Annotated in this window: 18 protein-coding genes, 10 tRNA genes and 1 pseudogene; 22 read left to right on the forward strand and 7 right to left on the reverse strand. The window is 40.2% G+C overall.

Annotated elements, in window-relative coordinates; translation table 11 throughout:
* Nucleotides 1-87 precede the first annotated feature (87 nt).
* The 10 genes from G576_RS0107945 (at nt 88) to G576_RS0107990 (ending at nt 924) form a co-directional block, all read left to right on the forward strand.
* Nucleotides 88-160 (forward strand) — tRNA-Lys (locus G576_RS0107945).
* A 5-nt stretch (nt 161-165) separates the two neighbouring features.
* Nucleotides 166-247 (forward strand) — tRNA-Leu (locus tag G576_RS0107950).
* An 11-nt stretch (nt 248-258) separates the two neighbouring features.
* A tRNA-Thr gene (locus tag G576_RS0107955) sits at nt 259-331 on the forward strand.
* Between the two features lie 12 nt (nt 332-343).
* Nucleotides 344-415: transfer RNA gene (locus G576_RS0107960), tRNA-Gly, on the forward strand.
* A 6-nt stretch (nt 416-421) separates the two neighbouring features.
* A tRNA-Leu gene (locus tag G576_RS0107965) sits at nt 422-507 on the forward strand.
* A 5-nt stretch (nt 508-512) separates the two neighbouring features.
* Nucleotides 513-593 (forward strand) — tRNA-Tyr (locus tag G576_RS0107970).
* Between the two features lie 4 nt (nt 594-597).
* Nucleotides 598-668: transfer RNA gene (locus G576_RS0107975), tRNA-Trp, on the forward strand.
* Between the two features lie 6 nt (nt 669-674).
* A tRNA-His gene (locus G576_RS0107980) sits at nt 675-747 on the forward strand.
* A gap of 10 nt (nt 748-757) precedes the next feature.
* Nucleotides 758-829 (forward strand) — tRNA-Gln (locus G576_RS0107985).
* 11 nt (nt 830-840) lie between these two features.
* Nucleotides 841-924, forward strand: a tRNA-Leu gene (locus G576_RS0107990).
* 65 nt (nt 925-989) lie between these two features.
* Here G576_RS0107990 and G576_RS0107995 read toward each other — a convergent pair.
* The 6 genes from G576_RS0107995 to G576_RS0108020 all read right to left on the reverse strand — a co-directional run bounded on the left by G576_RS0107995 (nt 990) and on the right by G576_RS0108020 (nt 5,723).
* On the reverse strand, nt 990-2,138 hold the full coding sequence (locus tag G576_RS0107995; protein WP_027974155.1) for a tyrosine-type recombinase/integrase: 1,149 nt from the start codon (nt 2,136-2,138) through the stop codon (nt 990-992).
* Between the two features lie 51 nt (nt 2,139-2,189).
* Entirely contained in the window at nt 2,190-2,525 is a 336-nt protein-coding gene (locus tag G576_RS0108000; RefSeq protein WP_027974156.1) for a DUF771 domain-containing protein, read from the reverse strand.
* Nucleotides 2,526-2,591: 66 nt separating this feature from the next.
* Nucleotides 2,592-3,842, reverse strand: a complete 1,251-nt coding sequence (locus G576_RS0108005) for a replication initiation factor domain-containing protein (RefSeq protein ID WP_027974157.1) — start codon at nt 3,840-3,842, stop codon at nt 2,592-2,594.
* 313 nt (nt 3,843-4,155) lie between these two features.
* Complete coding sequence (locus tag G576_RS0108010) at nt 4,156-4,899, reverse strand: P-loop NTPase family protein (protein WP_027974158.1); 744 nt, start codon at nt 4,897-4,899, stop codon at nt 4,156-4,158.
* Between the two features lie 12 nt (nt 4,900-4,911).
* Entirely contained in the window at nt 4,912-5,382 is a 471-nt protein-coding gene (locus G576_RS0108015; protein ID WP_027974159.1) for a hypothetical protein, read from the reverse strand.
* Between the two features lie 44 nt (nt 5,383-5,426).
* On the reverse strand, nt 5,427-5,723 hold the full coding sequence (locus G576_RS0108020; RefSeq protein WP_027974160.1) for a hypothetical protein: 297 nt from the start codon (nt 5,721-5,723) through the stop codon (nt 5,427-5,429).
* A 210-nt stretch (nt 5,724-5,933) separates the two neighbouring features.
* On the opposite strand from G576_RS0108020, the gene G576_RS0108025 reads away from it, so the two are divergent.
* Nucleotides 5,934-6,581, forward strand: a complete 648-nt coding sequence (locus tag G576_RS0108025) for a hypothetical protein (RefSeq protein ID WP_027974161.1) — start codon at nt 5,934-5,936, stop codon at nt 6,579-6,581.
* A gap of 35 nt (nt 6,582-6,616) precedes the next feature.
* Here G576_RS0108025 and G576_RS0108030 read toward each other — a convergent pair whose 3' ends face one another.
* Complete coding sequence (locus G576_RS0108030; protein ID WP_027974162.1) at nt 6,617-6,952, reverse strand: helix-turn-helix domain-containing protein; 336 nt, start codon at nt 6,950-6,952, stop codon at nt 6,617-6,619.
* 159 nt (nt 6,953-7,111) lie between these two features.
* Here G576_RS0108030 and G576_RS0108035 point away from each other — a divergent pair, with 159 nt between their 5' ends.
* The 11 genes and pseudogenes from G576_RS0108035 to G576_RS0108085 all read left to right on the forward strand — a co-directional run bounded on the left by G576_RS0108035 (nt 7,112) and on the right by G576_RS0108085 (nt 22,738).
* Nucleotides 7,112-10,075: an SEC10/PgrA surface exclusion domain-containing protein gene (locus tag G576_RS0108035; protein WP_027974163.1), complete on the forward strand. Its 2,964-nt coding sequence runs from the start codon at nt 7,112-7,114 to the stop codon at nt 10,073-10,075.
* 105 nt (nt 10,076-10,180) lie between these two features.
* Nucleotides 10,181-10,337: pseudogene (locus tag G576_RS13315) on the forward strand (putative holin-like toxin).
* A 764-nt stretch (nt 10,338-11,101) separates the two neighbouring features.
* Nucleotides 11,102-15,496 (forward strand): PolC-type DNA polymerase III, encoded by a 4,395-nt coding sequence (locus tag G576_RS0108045; protein ID WP_027974164.1) that lies wholly within the window; start codon nt 11,102-11,104, stop codon nt 15,494-15,496.
* Between the two features lie 141 nt (nt 15,497-15,637).
* The gene (locus tag G576_RS0108050; protein ID WP_027974165.1) at nt 15,638-16,183 is read left to right on the forward strand and encodes a hypothetical protein; all 546 of its coding nucleotides are present in this window, start codon (nt 15,638-15,640) and stop codon (nt 16,181-16,183) included.
* Nucleotides 16,184-16,185: 2 nt separating this feature from the next.
* Nucleotides 16,186-16,548, forward strand: a complete 363-nt coding sequence (locus G576_RS0108055) for a hypothetical protein (RefSeq protein WP_027974166.1) — start codon at nt 16,186-16,188, stop codon at nt 16,546-16,548.
* 108 nt (nt 16,549-16,656) lie between these two features.
* The gene (locus G576_RS0108060) at nt 16,657-17,094 is read left to right on the forward strand and encodes a MarR family winged helix-turn-helix transcriptional regulator (protein ID WP_027974167.1); all 438 of its coding nucleotides are present in this window, start codon (nt 16,657-16,659) and stop codon (nt 17,092-17,094) included.
* A 70-nt stretch (nt 17,095-17,164) separates the two neighbouring features.
* On the forward strand, nt 17,165-17,764 hold the full coding sequence (locus G576_RS0108065; protein ID WP_027974168.1) for an NADPH-dependent FMN reductase: 600 nt from the start codon (nt 17,165-17,167) through the stop codon (nt 17,762-17,764).
* Between the two features lie 135 nt (nt 17,765-17,899).
* A complete protein-coding gene (locus tag G576_RS0108070; RefSeq protein WP_051178062.1) occupies nt 17,900-18,727 on the forward strand; it encodes a transporter substrate-binding domain-containing protein in 828 nt (275 codons plus the stop codon).
* Nucleotides 18,728-18,901: 174 nt separating this feature from the next.
* Nucleotides 18,902-19,870 carry a thiamine pyrophosphate-dependent dehydrogenase E1 component subunit alpha gene (locus tag G576_RS0108075; protein WP_027974170.1) on the forward strand — a complete coding sequence of 323 codons (969 nt, stop codon included), beginning with the start codon at nt 18,902-18,904 and terminating at the stop codon, nt 19,868-19,870.
* Nucleotides 19,871-20,080: 210 nt separating this feature from the next.
* On the forward strand, nt 20,081-21,079 hold the full coding sequence (locus G576_RS0108080; RefSeq protein ID WP_027974171.1) for an alpha-ketoacid dehydrogenase subunit beta: 999 nt from the start codon (nt 20,081-20,083) through the stop codon (nt 21,077-21,079).
* Between the two features lie 267 nt (nt 21,080-21,346).
* The gene (locus G576_RS0108085) at nt 21,347-22,738 is read left to right on the forward strand and encodes a dihydrolipoamide acetyltransferase (protein ID WP_027974172.1); all 1,392 of its coding nucleotides are present in this window, start codon (nt 21,347-21,349) and stop codon (nt 22,736-22,738) included.
* Nucleotides 22,739-22,944: the final 206 nt, after the last annotated feature.

The raw sequence follows: 22,944 nt of genomic DNA on the forward strand, positions 1-22,944 counted from the left end.
CGTAGTGTAGCGGTTATCACGTCGCCCTGTCACGGCGAAGATCGCGGGTTCGATTCCCGTCGGGACCGTCAATCGAGGGATTGGAGAGACTCGTTAGCTCAGTTGGTAGAGCATTTGACTTTTAATCAAAGGGTCGCTGGTTCGAGCCCAGCACGGGTCATAGATGCGGGTTTGGCGGAATTGGCAGACGCACCAGATTTAGGATCTGGCGCCGAAGGGCGTGGGGGTTCAAGTCCCTTAACCCGCATAGGAAGATAGGCCGGCTTAGCTCAGTTGGTAGAGCATCTGATTTGTAATCAGAGGGTCGCGTGTTCAAGTCATGTAGCCGGCATTTAAGTGATATGCGAATGTAGTTCAGTGGTAGAACACCACCTTGCCAAGGTGGGGGTCGCGGGTTCGAATCCCGTCATTCGCTTGAGGCGCCGGGGTGGCGGAACTGGCAGACGCACAGGACTTAAAATCCTGCGAAGGGTAACTTTCGTACCGGTTCGATTCCGGTCCTCGGCAGAAATGGAAAGATAGCGAAGAGGCTAAACGCGGCGGACTGTAAATCCGCTCCTTCGGGTTCGGGGGTTCGAATCCCTCTCTTTCCATCATACGGGCATAGTTTAAAGGTAGAACTAAGGTCTCCAAAACCTTCAGTGTGGGTTCAATTCCTACTGCCCGTGTTAATGGCGGATGTGGTGAAGTGGTTAACACATCAGATTGTGGCTCTGACATTCGGGGGTTCGATTCCCCTCATTCGCCTATTTATTAATGGGGTATAGCCAAGCGGTAAGGCAAGGGACTTTGACTCCCTCATGCGTTGGTTCGAATCCAGCTACCCCAGTTAAACTTTAAGCCGGCGTGGCGGAATTGGCAGACGCGCTGGACTCAAAATCCAGTGTCCGCAAGGACGTGCCGGTTCGACCCCGGCCGCCGGTATAGTATAAGCATTAGAAACGTTGATTTATCAGCGTTTCTTTTGTTTTTTGGTCAACTTTTGGTCACTATTTATCATTTTCAATTAAACTCTTTAATACTGAACGGACTTTATTGTTTTCTATTTCAGCTTTTTCTTTGATTAGATGTCCGTATGTTTCAGTTATTTCTTTTATATCTTTGTGACCCATAAGTTTTGAAACCGCCCAAATGTTCACGCCCATTGCTAACATAGTTGAACAATAGGTGTGCCTTAAACCTGTGCTTGTCATTGTACTTGGGTAAATTCTTAAGTCACTAAGCACCTGTTTTAAGTGTTTGTTGATGCCTGCATTAGTCACGATATTATAATGTAAATCTACGAAAATCATATTTTCATCATTTGTGATTGTTCCATTTTCGATAAACACATCTTGTTCTTGTTTTAGTTTTTCAAGAACATTAAGTGTATCAGCATCAATAGGGATTCTTCTAATTGAATCTTCTGTTTTAGCTTTGCTCCAACGCTGTCTAACTGTATCATACCGTCGATATGTTTTTATTTCAAATGTATCCCATAGCACACAGTCCCATGTTAGTCCTGCCACTTCACCTGCCCGTAGTCCAGTTTTTAGTTGGATTAGTAGTAAGTGAGGAACGATAGAACTAGTCATGTCTAAATTTTCTTCTAAGTAACTAACCAGTTTTTGATATTCCTTAAAACTATGAATATACTTATCTTCTTTCCGTTTTTTAGGAGGACGACCAGATAAAATAACTCCTTCTGTAAAATCCTCGATATTGAGCTTATCACGTTTAGCAAAGATAATGACATTTCGGATTTCCGCATTCATTCTACTTACGTTATCACGACAATTTGTTTCAGCATATTTATTGATAAAAGCTTGATATTCACTAGCTTTTATCTGAATAGCTGGTTTATCTTCAAATTGTGCTTTGATGAATTTTCCACGTAACATATGCTTGTTTAGTGTTGTATCAGCTTTACCAAGCGGTTTTACAGTCAGTTCTAGCCATTTTTCCCATAAGTCATAAAACGTAATGTTTTTATCTATGATTGCACCTTGCATTAATTTTATTTCGATGCTAAGCGCTTCAATTTCGGCTTCACGTTTAGTTTTGAAGCCTGAATTTGATGCAATTACTTTTTTGTTCTTATCAAAGATACGGTAGTCCCAAGTTTTATTTTTACCTCTTTTTCTATATGAAATTGCCATTGATTACCTCTTTCTAAAAGCGATAACCAAGATATTATCTTGGTTATCATATCATAAATCAAAAATTTCTGCAAAATGTTCTTCAAAATATTTTTTGGTTTTACTTGCTAAAAAATAGTAACGTCCGCCTTGATTCTGAGGGTATTTCACAAAGCCATCAAAATTTTGACCAATATCAATCTCTTTACGAATATTAGGTTTGTAGAGTACATTTTCAAGTAGCCATGGCCGGGAGACAGATAGCATTTCTAGAACATCTGAAAGGCTTAAATATCTGCCAATACTACTTTGTTTGACAAGTTCATCATATTCAGATTGGGGTACAATACAATAGTCTTCTGGTAGTGTAACGGTAATATTTGTTAAATCAATTTTAATCTCTCTCATCATAAGTAGATTTTCCTTTCTTATTATGAGATAATAACAGTAGAGGTAGGCTACTGCTTATCTCGGCTACTTTGTAACATCACTCTTTTGTTTCTTGGTGGAATCTTTGGGAGTGATGTTATTTTTTTGATAAAAAATTTGAAAGGCATCTTCAAAGAAATCTTCAAAATTGAGTTTCTCAAGTTTCCCACCAAATTTATTTAGCCATATTCCTACATCTGTGTTTGGGGTGTAGTTGGCCTCATACTCTTGAATTAGCCTAATGATAAAGTGATTACGGGCTTGTGTTCCCCATATCTCTTCAATTTTCTTTAGAAGAGGAAAGAACCCACTACCTTTCATCAAATAAGAAATGGTTGATAGAAGGTCATTGTTTCGGGAGTTTAAAGATTCGAGTGCTGGGAAGCTACCAAATCCTTCAAGTAAGTCACTAGTGAATGGCAACGGTTGACCAGTCTCTGAATCATGAAAACAATACTTATCGACCATCTTATTTACAATGAGTTTGCTTAAATCTTTGGGGTTATCAATATCAAGAAGTAAGGCTAGTATTTGAATACTGTAAGTTCCCTTGTAAGAAGCTTCCATACGTAGCCAAGAATCAATGTACTTTGTTAAGTGCTGATAGCGACCTTTATTGTCTAATTGTTCTTGATACTTATTGTAAATACGTAGTAGGGCATTAACATTCTTTTTCTTACTACCTACATATACTGTTTGCGCCAAACCATTTACTTCTTGAGCGCTGATAGTAGAAACATTTTTACGCCCCTTGTGATTGGTAATGATATACCGTTTACTTTTCAGACCTTGGTAAAGGTCATTGACAGAAATGGGGAAATTGAAGTAATCAACTGCTAAATCTATTCTTGACAATCGAAGTTCCCAGTAGTCTTCGTTAAGCAATTGAGCTATTTGCTGAATATCAACCGCTTTATTATAATACTCTTGATAAGAAGCTTTATAATGAGAAAAAGCTGAAGCAGAAAACTTAATGATAATGCCCATTGTAAAATTGGTCTCATGCCAAGCAATCGCGAAGTAATAAGGGAGATTCTGAAAGGTAAACCCATCTGTATAACCTGCTGGAGGTGTCTTTAGAGGAATACACTCTCCAAAGAGAGTAGGCAAAGATAGTTTCTCGGAAACTGTTTCTCCAATTGTTGTCGCAATTTGAGACCAATTATCAGGGTATTCTCCTACAGTTTCTTCAGTAGGTTTGATGACGAATGTCGCCTCATCAATACTAGTCAGGATCGCAGGTTTACGATTATTGTTTTTTTGGAGATACTCTTCAATTTCGTTTTTACAAAACATAATTTACGTCCTTCTATCCGCCTACAAAGTGATAGTTAACATGGCGGTCATTATTGGTTTAGTTAACTATTGCTACTGAGTAGCGAAATTCCTATGCTTTTATTATCCCACTATTTCAGAGGATAATCACCCTAAGTTTTACTCAGTAAGAAAGTCTTGATTTGACAGTCTTTTGTAGTGGAAGTAAGCTCCTTCCCTAAAGTGGAATGTGTAAAGCAAAGAATTTAGAAAATAATGGAACGTGGGTTATTACAGTACCCACGTCAGCCAGCTAAAGCTGGCGAGGCTGTAAGCCTAATCCTCCGCTTTGGGGCTACGGGGCAACAGCCTCATCATCACGAAAATATTGTTCTGAACGTTGGACTGCTTCCAAAATCAAACTTTCGAGTGGAGGCATGTTATAGCTTGGAACAAGTATATGGCGACTATCTTGCCCATCTATCTTCAAGTATCCGACACCTCTAGGATTGTTTCGCACAATATCATCTTTTTCATCAGAGAAGAGCATTGAAACCGTCTCTTTAGACAATTTACCCAGTGCAATCACTGTACCAATGGAATCGCGTGATAAGCCAAGACTAGCTTTGTGAGCATCTTGCTGGGAAATAATGACATAAATTGAAAAGGAGCGTCCTAGTTGGATAAGGCGAGTATAGTCTTTAATTGCTTGGTCGCGCTCTTTTTTATCGAGGCTATTTTGCCAAGCATTGAATTCATCAAAACAAATCACAACAAATTCCCTAGATTTATCAGTTCCTTTTTGGCGATTTTCAAGGATTTTTAATCCTAGACTAAGTAATTCTGACACCTCGTTAAATCGCTTAAATCCTTTGAATCCAATTAAAAAGGCAAAATCAGTATCAGCTTTGTAGTCGCCAATTAGGAACGTAGCTTCTGGGTATGTATAAGCAAAACGTGCCAAAAAGACTTTAGTTGCATAGGTCTTCCCAGACCCGCTGGAACCTACCAAAAGAGCGTGAGGTACACGCTCAACTGGTATATCCCAGAAGAAGTGATTTCCATCATCAAAAAGCTTTTTATCAAGAAAACATTTCATCTGTTCACACTCCTAATTAGAACTATAGGAAAATTGAATTTCCAAATTGAGATAATACTGATTGTTATACCGTAACAGTTTTCCAAATTTGGGTGTGGCATATAGCTGCTTTCCTTTGTTAGACCAGCTTTCATATGTTGAAGATTCAGTCAGATATTTGCTAAACTGTGTTAAAAAGACTTGCTGGATATAGCTCTCTTCTTCATAAACAGGCTTCCTAGATAGCATAATAGGAAAACTAACAAGGTGAGAACGATTGTCATTGCTACTTTGCAAGAATCGAATGTAGCGACTATCAAAAAGAAGTTTTTGACCTGAAACAGTGGCACTTTCTTCAATTACTTGCTCAATATCTGCTGTGATTGTTGGGAAGTTTAACTGAAGTATTTGAGCCTGTTTCTGTTTTTCTTTAATCTCGCTAATTCTAAGAGCAAGATAAAGAAATCCAGCAAATAGGATAATGAACCAAGACACAATTGTCATAAAAATTCCTTTCTAAGGATAAGGGGAAATATTCCCCCTATCCATTAAACCAACTCAATAAAAGCAGACTTAGCTTTTATTGAAAGCGCAGCACGATTCCCATTGATGTAAGAGTTGATAGAAACATTTTCGAGAATGATTTCTACCTTCTCATCGAACAAAGAAGCAAAGTCAGAGACATTAACCGTATCAGCTTTGATATTTGTTTGATTGAATCGACCATCTGGAGTTCGTACACCGATAGTTAATTGGGTTTGACCAGTGCTGAGACCAGAAGTGAAATCTTTTACTTCTGATGCACCGATTAAACGCCCTTGAATTGTTACTTGTGTAGCTTCCATGAGCCACCTCTTTTCTAACCCTTGTGGGTAAATAATGTTGTGTGATAGCTATCTCACACTACGAGAATAACACATAAACAATTCAGTATCTACCTAACGTCTAAGTACTGATGTAATAGGCTTTTTTCGCCTTCACTAACGTAATAAAAAGCACTTGAATTTGTTTGTCGGTTATGCTAAGCTAATGAAAAAATATGTGAGGAGCTATTTATGTCTATAGATACGGTTGAACAACAAGAAAAATTATTACTGGCTTGTATAACTCTGAACTTTGTTGAAGATTTAGAGGAATTCAAGGAATTTCAAGAACTTTCAGCTGAAGAAAAAGGATACAAAGCAATATTAGAATACGTCGCTGATATGATTGATTCTGAAGTAGGTGTTAAAACACTAGAAAAAATCTTCCAAGGAAACCCTTCTACGCCCAAAACAGCTATTAGTGATAGAGCTTATAATGCTATCTTTGAAAATGAAATATTTAGTGAATTAAGTGAAAAAATTTACGAAGGCATTCAAAACAATGATAAAGTAATAATGGACAGGGTTACGGACATTATTGAGCATCGAATTGAAAACAAAGAATTCCCTAAGATATTGGAGAAGATGAAGAAATCCAGTAATCGTCATTATGCTCTACCTATGTTATTACAAAATGAGCAACTATTAACGAATGTGCTTGATTACCTACCTCTAATCGAAAAGATTTTTGAGACTAAAGAAAACATTGAACTATTTTCTCAAGTAGCTGAACGATTGAAATTATTCAAGCTAGTAAAGGACTTGGAAGATTGGGATAATGTAGAAAATTTCATTAGGTCAGTTCAAGAACGAAATGGCTTTGACAACTACTTAGATTAGAGCGTACAAAAAAGCCAAGTCACGTTAAACTTGGCTCAATCTATCTGCTTTATAATATCTCTGAGAGCTTTGATTGTAGGCTCTCTTTTTTCTTTAGGAAGATTTTCAATATCTTCAATGAGTTTAGTAAACTCTGTTTCTCTATCTTGTGTTTCTACATTAAAAAAGGTGTTGACATCAACTTCTAATGCCTGCATTATTTTCTCTATCGTATCTATTTTAACATTTAACTGTTTGCTTTCTAATCGGTAAATGTAGTTAAAACCAAGCTCGGCTTTTTCTGCTAAATATTCTTGTGTTAGTCCTTTTTCCAGTCTTAAATGTCTGATTTGTTTGGCTACAAACTCTTTTAAGCTATTATTCTTAGTCATTGCAATACCTCTCTACTATCATACAAGGTTATTCTCTGAGAGTTACCACCTGTAAAAGACTGATTTCAAAACAAAAATAATATACAAAAGACTGTAAAATGTGGTAAAATACCAATGAAACAGTCTTTTAAGATAGTTAATCAAAAAGGAGTTTATATTATGTTCAAAAACGATGTTAAGGGTCATGGTACCATTAAGAAGTTACGCACGGGTGCGGTTGTATCGGTGTTGGCGTTGTCTGCGGTAGGCGGAACTGGGGTAGTTAGTGCTGATGAGGTTGGTGCTAGTGGCACAGCTGAGGTTGTAAGTACTACAAACGCTACTGAACCAGTTTCAGAGGTAGTTACTGAGCCAGTAAAAGAAGAACCTCGTATTACGGATGAGCAGGTTGCTACGGCTAAGGCTGAGTCTGATAGTGCTAATCAGGCGGTTCAGGCTCAGGAGGGTGTGGTTTCTGAGCTAGGGGGTACGGTTGCTACCGCTGAAGGTACTGTTAATGGCTTGACTAATCAAGTAAATGAAGTATCTAATGTAACGCCAGAAGTTGTTGAGTCTGCTAAGGTTGAGGCTGACCAAGCTGGTACGGCTCTTGAGACAGCTAGTGAGGGAGCTAAGTCTGCTGAAACTAGTCTTAGTGATGCTACTTCTAAGGTAGAAGCGCAAGAGGGGGTAGTATCTGATGCTAAGGCTGAGGTGGATAAGTCTGCTAGTGCGGTAGCTGATGCGGAGAAAAAGGTTTCTGACTTGTCGGGTACGGTTGATACTGCTCAGCTTGAACAGGACGTTAAGGACTTGACTAGCACGGTAGCTAAGGATAAAGAAGTGGTACAATCTGCTAAAGATGCTCTTACCACTGCTCAGACTGCAGAAACTAACAAGGCTGAGGCTATTAAAACACAGGAAGGGGTAGTTTCTAAGGCTACTGCTGACGAGAAGACTGCTTCTGATGCCCTTGCGACTGCTCAGACTGCTCTCGATAGCAAAACTCGGGAAGTTAAGACTGTACAGGGTCAACTAGATGAAGCTAAAAAAGGTAAAGAAGTGACAGAGACCGTTCAGACTGGTACTGAGACTATCTCTACTGGTGGTAAGACTACGCTTAATGATGGTGTTGCGGCTTCAGCTTGGTACGAGAGCAATGGGGTATTGACCAATGACGAGTACTTAACTGCTATTAAAAACCTTGCAGAAGGTAAAGGTTCTGTTGAAGATGTAAATAAAGCTATTAAGCATGGTTTCTTCGGAATGGATGACGAATCTTTGGATGACTTAAATAATGTTATGGCACCTAATTCTACCGCCTTTAAGAGCTGGAGAAATATTTTTGAAGGTAGTTTATCCAATACAGATGCCACTACTCTTGTAGATGTCGATAATTTGACTGATGCGCAGTTGACTGATTTAGCTTTGTTCTATACTGCTTTGGTTAATGATTTGCGTTCAAAAGTAGGAACAGAGCCTTTGAAAGTTACTAAAGGTAGCTTGCAGAATAGTAAGGATGTCGTAGAGTCTATCTTTAACGCCACTTTCCCTGCTTATAAGGGTATGACTAACGATCAGAAAGTTGCTAATGGTTTTTGGAATACTCTGTCTGGTCTTAACAGTGATACTGGTGCTACTGGACAGCCTGCTTTGAAGGCGGGAAGTGGTGTTAGTGTTGAAGAGGCAGTTGCTTCTTCTGTTGGTAGTAATACTATTATTGGGTTGGAGACTGCCAATTCCTTACAGTACGCTAAAAGTGATGGTCGTAAACAGACTATGGCAGATTTGAAGTTTAACCTTTTGGCTACTCTAGGGGTACAGCTTTATGGTATTGATGGTCGTGGTGAGCTTGGAGAAGCTTTTGGTGGTTTAAATGGTGGTCGTGCTAGTGGTTACGCTACTGCTTTGGAGGTTTTAGGGTTAGGTAGGAATAAACATAATTCCGTTGGTTTGGGGTTTGAGTTTGTTGATATCTTCAATGGTGGAGTTGACCGTGCGCCTAAGACCTTTATCGTCTTTAGCGATAGCAGTGATTCTGCTATTAGCAGTCCTTATGAGACGGTTACTGGTGGTAAGGTTGAGACTGTCCCTGTGTATGAGACTAGGACAACTACTGTCGTAGACCAAGCAGAGGTAGCTCGCTTAGGGGGTATGCTTGTAGAACTTACGGCTGAACAAGCGCAATCTCAAAAAGCCGTAGAAGACGCTCAAAAAGCCTATGACGAAGCTAAGACTGCTCTTGATACAGCTAAGCAACAACTTGACAATTTGAAGTCAGGTACGGTAGATATTCCTGCCCTTAAGCAGGCGGTAAAAGATGCTGAAACTCAACTTGAGAAAGACCAAGCTTCACTTCAAACAGCTAAAGAGACCCTAGCGGTAGCTAAGGCGAGTGCAGTAGATAAGGCTAACGCTCTTGCTAAAGCTAAGGCTGATTTGGTATCTGCTCAGGCTTCTAATGATAAAGCTAATGTTGTCTTGAAAGAGGAGCAAGAAACTCTTGAACTTCTTCGTAAGGCTGAGGGGGTAGCTAAACTTACGGTTACTGAGGCTAATGCTAAACTTGCAGACGCTAAACTTGCTAGTGACGAAGCCACTGCTAAATACGAGGAGTTGTCTAAAGCTTTGGCAAATAAAGATGCTGTTCTTCCAGAACTTACTGCTAAACTTGAAGAAGCTAAACAGGCTCTAGCAGTAGCTCGTGCAGAGTATGAGACTGCTAAGGACTTGCTTGCTAGTCTTAGGGTTACGGCTAAGGAAAAACTTGATGCTTACCGTGAGTTGGCTGATTTGAAAGCTGAGCAAGACAAGGCTGAAGCTGAGGCTAAGCGTCTCCAAGAACTTAAAGATAAGGCTGATGCTATCACTAAGGATGGCGGTATTGCCACAGCTGTTGTAGACGGAAATGGCGTAGTTATTGATTACGTTGATGGTAAGGAAGTGACTCCTGATACACCTACTAAAGTTGTGAAACAAGCAGGAGTGACACAAGTTGGAGACAAAATTACGTATTCACGTGTTGAAAAGAACAAAAACTTACCAGAGACTGGTTCAGAGGAGTCATTATTGGGCCTACTAGGAGCAAGTATTATTGCTGGTCTTGGGTTGAGTGTTACAAACAAACGCAGAAAAACTAGATAAAAAGAAAACTCTTCTTACTAAATTGTAGGAAGAGTTTTTACACTGTGATATAATAATAAACGTAGAAAAGTGAAGACGGTTGCTCCTGAAACCGAAAGAGAGGTGATGCCTATGGGCAACTCATCAAAATCTGACGGAAAGGAGGGAGCATTGATTGACAGCTTTTGAAGTTGTGCAGACGATTTTAAGTTTCGGTGGTTTCACAGTTGCTTTGATTGGTTTGTGCTATAAAATCTTCAAAGATGAAGACAAAAAGAAATAACCGTCAAACTTTGGACAGTCACGGTTATTTCTAAATAATCTAAATTGAGCCACCGTCTTTTTAACGGTTCTACATGGGGTTGGTTTGCAGACCAACTCCTTTTCTATTTCCATTATATCAGATTACTTGTAAAATGCAAATAATCTGATAATGTTGGTTATTAGCTTGTGTTATGAAATTTTAATCTAAGTTGTATTTGAAATTTAGCATCTTTAAAACTTATTGAAAAGCCAGACTCGGTATCAAACTACTTGTATAAAATTCAATATAAGTAACGGAATGATGGAAGTTTTCCTTTTTTAGTTCAGGAAATAACTTGGTCAACTGATGGTCAACTTTACCGATTTTTATACTAACTAGCGAGTGATAATATCTTGATTTTATCGCATTTTTGCTATCTATTTTAACTTATTTTAACGCTAGTTTGTAGGCCGCCGGTATAGCTTAAAGTTGGGAAACGTTGTTTTATCGGCGTTTCTTTTCTTTTTGTACAAAATTTGAACGAAGAATTGTGCTTGTGTCAATTTGCTTTGGACATGGTATAGATGCTTTTTTGAATCTAATTTTTGCTATAATATTGTTGTGAGTGGAGTAGAATCTTGTATATCTTGTAAATATAGTGAAAAAATTTTTGGGAAATGCATGTGACTAGAAAATGGTGACATGCATTTTCTTTATGCGTACGGCGTGTTGTTTTTGTCTTTCCTTTTATCTTTTTTGGCAATTGTGATAAAATGTTAGTAATTGATTGTTAGGAGAAACCTATGTCTGAACTGTTTAAGAAATTGATGGAGCAGATCGAGATGCCGCTTGAATGGAGAAGTTCAAGGGCTTTTTCGTCTGGGGATATTCTTGAAGTGAAGGTGCATACTGTTAGTCGCCATTGGGAATTTCATTTTTCTTTCGGGGGGATTTTGCCAATTGAGGTTTATCGTGAACTTGCTACTCGTTTAGTAGCGACTTTTGAGCGGGCTGATATTAAAGCGACTTTTGACATTAGTGCTGAAGATAGCTCTGCTTCTGAGGATTTGATTCAGGCATACTATGAAGAGGCTTTTAACTTGCCGCTTTGTAATAGCGCTAGCTTTAAGGCTTCTTTTGCTAACCTAAGGGTAAAATATCTCGGTGATAAATTTGTCATTGAAGCGCCAGCTTTTGTCAATAACGATCATTTTAGAAAGAATCATCTGCCTCATTTGGAGAAGCAATTTGCAGCTTTTGGTTTTGGTAAGGTTACATTTGATATTGAGTCTCAAGAGGAGATGACTCAGGAACTTCAGGAGGAGTTTTTGTCGTCTCGGGAAGCTTTGGTGGAAAAGGCTGCGCAGGAGAATTTGGAGGCTCAGAAGTCCTTAGAGGCTATGGCACCAGCTCAAGATGAAAGTCCAGCGCCTGCTACTGATTTCAAGGAGCGTGTAGCCCAGCGTCAGGCTAGTTTTGATAAAGCAGAGATTACGCCAATGGTAGAAATTGAAACTGAGGAAAATCGCATTACCTTTGAAGGGTTGGTTTTTGATGTTGAGAAGAAAACCACGCGGACTGGTCGTCATATTATCAATTTTAAAATGACCGACTATACCTCTAGCTTTGCCATGCAAAAATGGGCAAAGGATGATGAGGAGCTTAAAAAGTTTGAGATGATTGCTAAGGGGAACTGGTTGCGTGTTCAGGGGAATATTGAAAATAACCAGTTTACTAAATCTCTGACCATGAATGTTCAGCAGGTTAAGGAAATCGTCCACAATCCACGTAAGGATTTGATGCCAGATAATCAGAAGCGGGTTGAACTTCATGCGCATACGAATATGTCGACCATGGATGCTTTGCCAACGGTTGAAGATTTGATTGATACAGCGAAGCGTTTTGGACATAAAGCGATTGCTATTACGGATCATGCTAATGTTCAGTCTTTTCCGCACGGATATCACAAGGCTCGTAAGGCAGGAATTAAGGCCATTTTTGGGCTTGAGGCTAATATTGTCGAGGACTCGGTACCAATCACATACAATGAAGTTCCGATGGCTTTAAAAGAAGCGACTTATGTGGTTTTTGACGTGGAGACCACAGGTCTTTCTGCGGTTAATAATGATTTAATTCAGATTGCAGCTTCTAAGATGTACAAGGGTAATATCGTTGAACAATTTGATGAGTTTATTGACCCGGGGCACCCTTTGTCTGCTTTTACGACGGAACTGACCGGGATTACGGACAATCATGTCCGTGGAGCTAAGCCGATTTTGCAGGTTTTGCAAGAATTTCAAGATTTTTGTGAAGACACGGTCTTGGTTGCCCACAATGCGACTTTTGATGTGGGCTTTATGAACGCCAATTACGAGCGTCATGGCTTGCCGTTGATCAGCCAGCCTGTGATTGATACTCTGGAATTTGCCCGCAATCTCTATCCTGAGTACAAGCGCCATGGCTTGGGACCATTAACCAAACGGTTTCAAGTTGCTTTGGAACACCACCACATGGCGAATTATGATGCTGAGGCAACCGGGCGACTGCTTTTCATCTTTATCGCTGATGTTTTTGAAAAGCATGGTTTGACTGACTTAACAGAGCTTAATACGAAGTTGATTTCCGAGGATTCTTATAAAAAGGCACGTGTAAAACATGCGACAATCTATGTGCAGAATCAAACGGGCTTGAAAAATATTTTTAAGTTAGTGTCTTTGTCCAATGTTAAATACTTTGAAGGTGTGGCGAGGATTCCAAGGACGGTTCTAAATCAGCATCGAGAGGGACTTTTGTTGGGAACAGCTTGCTCAGAAGGAGAAGTTTTTGACACAGTCTTGTCAGCTGGTGTGGAGGCTGCTGTAGATGTTGCTAAATACTATGATTTCATTGAGGTCATGCCTCCTGCTATTTACGCACCGCTTGTTGTCCGTGATTTGATTAAGGATGAAGAGGGTGTCCGTCAGGTTATTCGTGATCTGATAGAGGTTGGTCGTTTAGCTGGTAAACCGGTTATGGCGACGGGAAATGTGCACTATTTGGAGCCAGAAGACGCTATTTACCGTGAGATTATAGTGCGTAGCTTGGGTCAAGGGGCAATGATTAACCGCCCAATTGGACGCGGTGAAAATGCTCAACCGGCACCACTTCCAGAAGCTCATTTTAGAACGACTAATGAGATGCTGGATGATTTCGCTTTCTTAGGTGAGGAGCTTGCTTATGAGCTGGTAGTGACTAATACCAATGCTTTTGCGGATTGCATTGAGGAAGTAGAGGTTGTCAAAAAAGACCTTTATACTCCATATATCCCACAGGCTGAAGAAACAGTTGCTGAATTGACCTACCAAAAGGCTTTTGAAATTTATGGCAATCCTCTTCCTGATATTATTGATTTGCGAATAGAAAAAGAATTGACGTCAATCTTGGGGAATGGCTTTGCTGTGATTTATCTGGCTTCCCAGATGCTGGTAAACCGCTCCAATGAACGGGGTTACTTGGTTGGTTCTCGTGGGTCAGTTGGGTCTTCTTTTGTTGCGACTATGATTGGGATTACAGAGGTTAATCCCATGCCCCCTCACTATGTTTGCCCACAGTGTCAGCATAGTGAATTTATCACAGATGGTTCATATGGTTCTGGCTACGATTTGCCAAATAAGGATTGTCCAAAATGTGGCACTCTTTATAGAAAAGATGGGCAGGACATTCCCTTTGAGACCTTCCTTGGCTTTGACGGGGACAAGGTTCCTGATATCGATCTGAACTTTTCTGGAGATGACCAACCCTCCGCTCATTTAGATGTTCGTGACATTTTCGGCGAGGACTATGCCTTTCGTGCAGGTACGGTAGGTACGGTGGCCGATAAGACGGCTTATGGCTTTGTAAAAGGCTACGAGCGTGATTATGGAAAATTCTATAGAGATGCTGAGGTGGATCGCCTAGCTAAAGGGGCGGCTGGTGTAAAACGAAATACGGGTCAACATCCAGGCGGTATCGTTGTTATTCCAGACTACATGGATGTGTACGATTTTACGCCGGTGCAGTACCCTGCAGATGATGTTAATGCTGCTTGGCAGACCACTCACTTTAACTTCCACGATATTGATGAAAATGTCTTGAAACTTGATGTTCTTGGACATGATGACCCAACCATGGTTCGTAAATTGCAGGATTTGTCTGGTATTGACCCTAAGACGATATTAGCAGATGATCCAGGTGTTATGGCGCTGTTCTCAGGGACTGAGGTTTTAGGTGTCACGCCAGAGCAAATTGGGACACCGACAGGTATGCTGGGGATACCAGAGTTCGGAACGAACTTCGTTCGTGGTATGGTTGAAGAAACCAAACCAACCACTTTTGCGGAGCTTTTACAATTATCAGGATTATCGCACGGGACCGATGTCTGGCTAGGAAATGCTCAGGATTTGATTAAGCAAGGTATTGCTACACTGTCAACGGTTATCGGTTGTCGTGACGATATCATGGTTTATCTCATGCATGCTGGGCTTCCTCCGAAGATGGCCTTTAATATCATGGAACGCGTACGTAAGGGTATGTGGCTCAAAATCTCTGAAGAAGAGCGCAATGGCTATATTCAAGCTATGCGGGAAAATAATGTGCCTGACTGGTACATAGAATCTTGTGGGAAAATTAAGTACATGTTCCCTAAGGCCCATGCGGCGGCTTATGTGCTTATGGCACTTCGAGTGGCTTATTTCAAAGTGCATCATCCCATTATGTACTATTGTGCCTATTTTTCTATCCGTGCTAAGGCCTTCGAACTTAAGACCATGTGTGCTGGTCTGGAGGCTGTTAAGGCACGCATGCTTGATATTACGGCAAAAAGGCAGCGCAACGAAGCCTCTAATGTTGAAAATGATCTTTTCACAACACTTGAGATTGTCAATGAGATGATGGAGAGGGGCTTTACCTTTGGTCGATTAGATCTTTATAAATCTCATGCAACGGAGTTCCTTATTGAGGGAGATACCTTGATTCCACCTTTTGTAGCTCTTGAGGGCTTGGGTGAAAACGTTGCGAAGCAACTGGTTGCTGCGCGTGCAGAAGGAGAATTTCTTTCAAAAACGGAATTACGTAAGCGTGGTGGCTTATCATCAACACTTGTTGACAAATTAGATGAAATGGGTATTTTGGGTAATATGCCAGAAGACAATCAATTGAGTTTATTTGATGATTTATTTTAAGAAAGCAGTCCAGTTGGACTGCTTTTTTCGGTTGTAATTCTTGTAAAAAATTCTGAAAAATACTACTAATAGTAGCTTGAAAACGGTTGACAATATATATATATATAATAGATTTACAGAATTTTTAAAGGAGGTATCTATATGAGAAAGCTTTGGAAAGGTTTAGTAGGGTGCTTAAGCCTAATTGGTTTAGTGATTGTTGTTGGTATTGTAGCGGTAATGTTTATTTTTAGTGATTCAAAAGGTAGTGACAAAAAATCAACAACAGATGATAAGGTTGTAAAGGTTGCGGAGAATACCTCTGGTAAGACAGATGAAGCTAGTGAATCTAAAGAGGAAGTAGCTTCGGCTTTTAATCCAACGGATACTTCTGATGAAACAATCAATAGTATAAAAACTTATGGTGATTATCTAGATATGTATGAATATGTTATTAATGACTACCTATCATATTATCAAAGTAAAATTGAAGCAGTTGGCTTAAGTGATGCAGAGTTTGAAGCAGAATTTGAAAAAGCAAAAACAGATTTACAAAAAGAGCTAGATGAAGCTGAGAAAGAATATGGGGCAATGAGATTGATACCGTTGCCAAAAGAATATGGAGAAACTTTAACTCAGATGCTTATTAGTGAGAGAGACATGCTAAGGGCTTCTGTAGATACTGTGTTTAGTGTATATGGAGTTTAAATATGGACATTACCTTTATATTTATCATTCTAGCCTTTATTTTTATTATCGGTTTGTCTGCTTTAACAGAGATAATTGATAAAATTTCCAAAGCAATTAAATGGTTGGGAATAGGTGCTATTGCTGGTAACGCTATCAACAACAAAATAAATGCGGATGCACAAGTGTCATCTGGTCAAAGATTTAAAAAGAAAAATATTAAAACTAATAATAAAATGCTTGATGGTATTATTAATTTTGTATCACCAGAAACTAGTGATAGTGAAGGATCGGAGATTTCTTCGGATGATTTTCGAGAGTATGAGGAGTTTTTGAAATGGAAACAAGCTAAGGAGAACATTTCAAAACAAAATGATATAGAGTAGAGTTTATTTGATGATTTATTTTAAGAAAACGGCTCAGTAGAGCTGTTTTTCTTGTTTATCTAGCTGTTCTTTGATAGAATGACACTAAATAGTATAAAAGGTGGGGTTATGGCAGAATTTAAGAATAACGCAGTCAAGTCAATGGTGGTTCTTCGAAAGGCATTTCGTACGATTGATTCTAAGGTTTCAGAAAGTTTTAAGGATTTTGAATTAACATCTGCCCAGTTCGGCGTTTTAGATGTCCTTTATGCCAAGGGGCAAATGAAAGTTGGAGATTTGATTGAAAGCACCCTTGCAACCTCTGGTAATATGACTGTGGTCATCAAGAACATGGAGAAAAAAGGCTGGATAACTCGAACTGCCTGCACCAATGATAAACGAGCTTTTTGGATTGATTTAACGGAAGAAGGCAGAGCTGTTATTGCAGAAGCCCTGCCAGCTCATATCAAAAAAGTGGAGGAAGCTTTTTCGGTACTAACGTCTGATGAACAGGCGCAGCTGATTGATTTATTAAAAAAATTCAAAAATCCTGAGCAAAGAGATTGACCTTATCACTAAATAGTGATATTATATACCCACAACGCTACTATATAGTGTTTTTTTAGAAGGAGATGTCATGTCAATCATCAGTACCATTACATCATTTTTTAATAAAGAAGAGGAAAAAGAAATGAAAAATATTTTATTTGTTGTCGGCTCACTTCGTGAAGGCTCATTCAATCACCAATTGGCACAAATTGCTGAAAAAGCACTTGAAGGTAAGGCGAATGTTTCATACCTTAACTGGAAAGATGTTCCAGTGTTTTCACAAGATCTTGAAACTCCGGTCCTTCCAGTTGTTCAAGCTGTTCGTGATGCAGCCTTGGCTGCAGATGCTATCTGGATTTTCTCACCAGTTTATAACTTCTCTATCCCAGGTTCAGTGAAAAACTTACTTGACTGGCTTAGCCGTGCGGTTGATCTTTCAGATACAACTGGTGCTTCCGCTATCAACGAGAAAGTAACAACTGTTTCGCTTCTTGCTAATGGTGGACACGAGCAAGCAGCAGATCAATACCGCGCTCTTCTTCCATTTATCCGCACAAACTTTGTTGACCAATTAACATTCTCAAAAGTCAACGACTCGGCTTGGGCTGATGGCAAATTTGTAGCAACTGAGGAAGTTCTTGCAGACCTAGACAAACAGGTTGAAGCTCTTCTTACGGCTCTTGACTAATAAAAATAAGTAGATAAAATCCTGTCTTTGGACGGGATTTTTATTTTTGAAAAAGATAACGATAAGTGTTGACATTTGAATAAATATAATATAAAATATAATTAAGATAATAAAAATACGATAGAGGTTACAAAAATGACATCAAAATCACTGAAAAAACTGTTTACTTATGCAATGACAGCCTTCTCAGCCTTGACATTAGCAGCTTGTGGTTCTTCTGAAACTAAAGAGGATACATCGCTAAAAGATATTCAAGACAAGGGGAAATTGGTGGTGGCTTTGAGTCCGGATTACGCACCTTTTGAATTTAAAACGTTAGTAGATGGTAAAGACACTATTGTAGGTGCGGACGTTGAAATAGCTAAAGCTATCGGAGAAAAGTTAGGCGTGGAGGTTGAATTTTCAGCCATGTCGTTTAACAATGTCCTAGCTAGCCTATCTTCTGGTAAAGCTGATATTGCTATCTCTGGAATTTCGGCGACTGAGGAACGTGCAAAAACATTTGACTTTTCTGAAGTCTACTATAATGCTAAAAATATTGTTTTGGTCAAAAAAGAAGATTTGGCAAAATACTCAACAGTTGATGGATTGAAAGACAAGTCAGTTGGAGCTCAAAAAGGTTCTATCCAAGAAGGTGTCGTGACTGCTCAGTTGCCAGATAGTAACTTAGTGTCATTGACTCAGGTGACAGAAATGGTGACTGAGTTGAAGTCTGGTAAATTGGATGCTGTTGTCATGGAAGAAACCATTGCACAGGGTTATGTCACTAAAAATGACGACTTGGCTATCGCAGAAATTACCTTGAAAGAGGATGATAGCGAGCCAGGTTCTGCTGTTGCAATGCCAAAAGGAAGTGCTGCTCTCAAGAAAGCTATTGACGAAGTTATCGCAGAATTGAAATCATCAGGTAAGATTGATACCTTCATTCAAGAGGCCTATGAACTATCACTTTCAGCAGAATAATGATTAGCCCGAGGAGATTTCTCGGGTTATTTTTTTGATTAAAAAGTTTGTGAAATCACAAACGTTTTTTATTTTGTAAGCACTTAAACCCTTGAAAAATCTCAGTTCAAAAATTTGCACTTTGTGAAGAAAAAGAATATGATACTGAAGTAATATGATTTTATGGAGGCCGTAATGGTAACACTTTCAAAAGAAGAACATTTAGAAATGTTTCTGAAAATGGAACGCATTCGTGAGTTTGATTTGCGTATTAATAAACTGGTTCGTCGTGGTTTTGTTCAAGGGATGACTCACTTCTCCGTAGGTGAAGAAGCTGCTAACGTTGGAGCTGTTCAGCACCTAACTTACGATGACATTTTCTTCTCGAATCACCGCGGACACGGTCAATCAATCGCTCAAGATATGGACTTGAAAGCGATGATGGCTGAACTTGCTGGTAAAGCCACGGGTGTCTCAAAAGGACGAGGCGGTTCAATGCACGTTGCTGATTTTGCAAAAGGGAACTACGGAACTAACGGTATCGTTGGTGGTGGCTATGCTATGGCTGTCGGCGCAGCTTTGACCCAACAATACAAGGGAACGAAAAACATCGTTGTAGCTTTTTCAGGAGATGGCGCAACTAATGAAGGTTCTTTCCATGAGTCAGTCAATATGGCCGCAACTTGGAAACTTCCAGTAATTTTCTTTATCATCAATAACCGCTACGGCATCTCTATGAGTATCGAAAATGCGACTAACACACCTCACCTTTACACACGTGCAGAAGCTTACGGAATCCCTGGCTTTTATTGTGAGGATGGGAATGACGTTCTTGCGGTATATGAAACAATGGGTAAAGCTGTTGAGCACGTTCGTGGAGGTAATGGACCGGCGATTGTTGAGGTTGAATCTTACCGTTGGTTTGGTCACTCAACTGCAGATGCTGGTGTTTACCGTACTAAAGAAGAAGTTGACGAGTGGAAGAAAAAAGATCCAATGATTAAGTACCGTCAATACTTGACAGCAGAAGGGATCGCAACGGATGAAGAACTTGATGCTATTCAAGCGCAAGTGAAACAAGAGGTTGACGATGCTTACGAATTTGCACAAAACAGCCCGGATCCAGATCTCTCAGTAGCTTTTGAAGATATTTGGGTGGACTAAGATAGTTTTGTAATGAGGAGCGACCGTAGGTCGCAGTAAATAGTAGTTGATGCTGTAGTGAGCAAACCAACAGCAATTTATGCTATTGGTCGGGGGAATTGTCAAGACCTTGGGCATAACATTTAGTCATGGAACTGAAGGTTAGTTGACAATCCCACTACATCAGTCAACTACAAAAAAAGATATTTATCATATTTCGGAGAAAATAACATGTCAGAAACAAAATTGATGGCTTTGCGTGAGGCGATTAACCTTGCAATGAGTGAAGAAATGCGTAAAGATGAAAATATCTTCCTTATGGGGGAAGATGTTGGTATCTACGGTGGTGACTTTGGTACCTCGGTTGGTATGCTTGCAGAATTTGGTGACAAACGTGTTAAAGATACGCCAATTTCTGAAGCTGCTATTGCTGGTGCGGCGGTTGGTGCTGCCATTACTGGTTTGCGCCCAATCATTGACCTTACTTTCATGGATTTCATTACTATCGCCCTTGACGCTATCGTCAATAACGGTGCTAAGAATAACTACATGTTTGGTGGTGGTTTGAAAACTCCTGTCGTTTACCGTGTGGCATCAGGCTCAGGTATCGGTTCTGCGGCGCAACACTCACAATCCCTTGAAGCTTGGTTGACACACATTCCAGGTATTAAAGTGGTTGCTCCAGGTAACGCCAACGATGCTAAAGGGCTTTTGAAATCTGCTATCCTTGATAACAACATTGTTATCTTCATGGAGCCAAAAGCTCTTTACGGGAAGAAAGAGGAAGTGACTCAAGATCCTGATTTCTACTTGCCACTTGGTAAGGGTGAAATCAAACGTGAGGGTACCGATATCACAGTTGTGACTTATGGACGCATGCTTGAGCGTGTGCTTCAAGCGGCTGAGGAAGTAGCTAGTGAAGGTATTAACGTTGAAGTTGTGGATCCACGCACTCTTATTCCACTTGATAAAGAAATCATCATCAATTCAGTTAAGAAAACAGGTAAGCTTATGCTAGTCAACGATGCCTATAAGACGGGCGGGTTCATTGGTGAAATCGCGACAATCGTTACAGAAAGCGAAGCCTTTGACTACCTTGATCACCCAATCGTACGTTTGGCGTCAGAAGATGTGCCAGTACCATACGCTCGTGTGCTTGAACAGGCAATCTTGCCAGACGTAGAGAAAATCAAAACAGCTTTGCGTAAAATGGCTAACAAAGGAAACTAAGTAGATTACCTACTAGCTGACATCTAACTAGATAGAAAGGAAAAGAGAGTAATTGAACCCGAACAGAAGGTCCGACATTTAGAGAGCCTATAGTCGAACGAATTAGCTTTCAGACAAGGAACTGAGGTGCAGGCAGTACTAGAGTACGGCAAGCCGAAAGTAACGTTATATTAAAGCTAATTCAAATGACTATACTTGGTGTGCTTTCACACGGAAGCCATCTCTAAAGCTGTTAGTCGCTTTCTGTTCGCTCTTGGTATCTTAATTATGGCTTTTGAAGTAATCATGCCTAAACTCGGTGTTGACATGCAAGAAGGTGAAATCATCGAGTGGAAAAAAGCTGAAGGTGACACGGTCACCGAAGGCGAAGTCCTTCTTGAAATCATGTCTGACAAGACAAATATGGAACTGGAAGCAGAAGAATCAGGTGTTCTTCTAAAAATCACTCGTCAGGCAGGCGAGGTGGTGCCAGTGACTGAAATCATTGCATACATCGGTGAAGCTGGTGAGAGTATAGATACAGTAGCAAACGCAGCTCCTGCTACTGCGACAGTTGAAGCTCCACAGGCAGTCGCTCCAGCCAAAGAAACACCTGTTGTAGCGCCAGCTCTTGCTGCTAAACCACAACATCATGGGGACAAGGTTCGTGCGACGCCTGCTGCTCGTAAGTTAGCGGCAGAGCAAGGTATTGACCTTGGGCTTGTATCAGGTACTGGTGTTAATGGTCGTGTCCACAAAGATGATGTTGAGAACTTTAAGGGAGCTCAACCTAAGGCGACCCCTCTTGCAGCTAAAATTGCGACTGATAAGGGCATCGACCTGACGACGGTTGTTGGTACAGGTGTCGGTGGTAAGATCCTCAAGGAAGACATTCTTGCCCTGTTAGCGCCGACCGTAATGGCAGAAGTAGCAAGAGCCCCTAAAGCGGAAGAAAAACCTGCTAAGGAATTGCCAGAGGGCGTTGAAATCATTAAAATGTCTGCAATGCGGAAGGCCATCTCTAAAGGAATGACGCACTCGTACTTGACAGCACCTACATTCACGCTTAACTACGATATTGACATGACCAATCTCATGGCGCTTCGTAAGCAAGTCCTTGAACCGATTATGAACAAAACAGGTCTCAAAGTAACCTTCACAGATCTTATCGGTCTTGCGGTAACTCGTACTCTTATGAAAGAAGAACACCGTTACCTCAATGCGTCATTGATTAACGATGCACAAGAAATTGAGTTGCACAAGTTTGTCAATATTGGTATCGCAGTTGGTCTGGATGAAGGATTGGTTGTACCAGTTGTTCATGGTGCAGATAAGATGAGTTTATCAGAGTTTGTTGTAGCTTCTAAAGATGTTATTAAAAAAGCGCAGAGCGGCAAGCTCAAAGCAGCGGAAATGTCGGGTTCCACTTTCTCAATCACAAACTTGGGAATGTTTGGCACAAAGACTTTTAACCCAATCATCAACCAACCGAATTCAGCAATCCTTGGTGTTGCAGCAACGGTTCCAACGCCAGTTGTTGTCGATGGCGAAGTTGTTGTTCGACCAATCATGGCACTTTGCTTGACCATTGACCACCGTATTGTTGACGGTATGAATGGCGCTAAATTTATGGTTGACTTGAAGAACTTGCTGGAAAATCCGTTGGAATTGTTGATTTAACTGTAGAGATTGAACGTACTGTTTTTACAAGGGCGGCGAAGTCGCCTATTCCGCCAGTTGCCACCGTGGAAATAGCATTATTAGCTTTGTTAATAATGCTGGCAAAGTCGAAGACTTTAGGCTTCGACTTTAGCCATGAAAGCCTAGGTTTGCTGGCTGCCAGACCACTTAAGGCTACTTGGCAAAAAGGAAAAAGAAAAAAGTCC

This window comes from Streptococcus porci DSM 23759 (assembly GCF_000423765.1).
Lineage (GTDB): Bacteria > Bacillota > Bacilli > Lactobacillales > Streptococcaceae > Streptococcus > Streptococcus porci.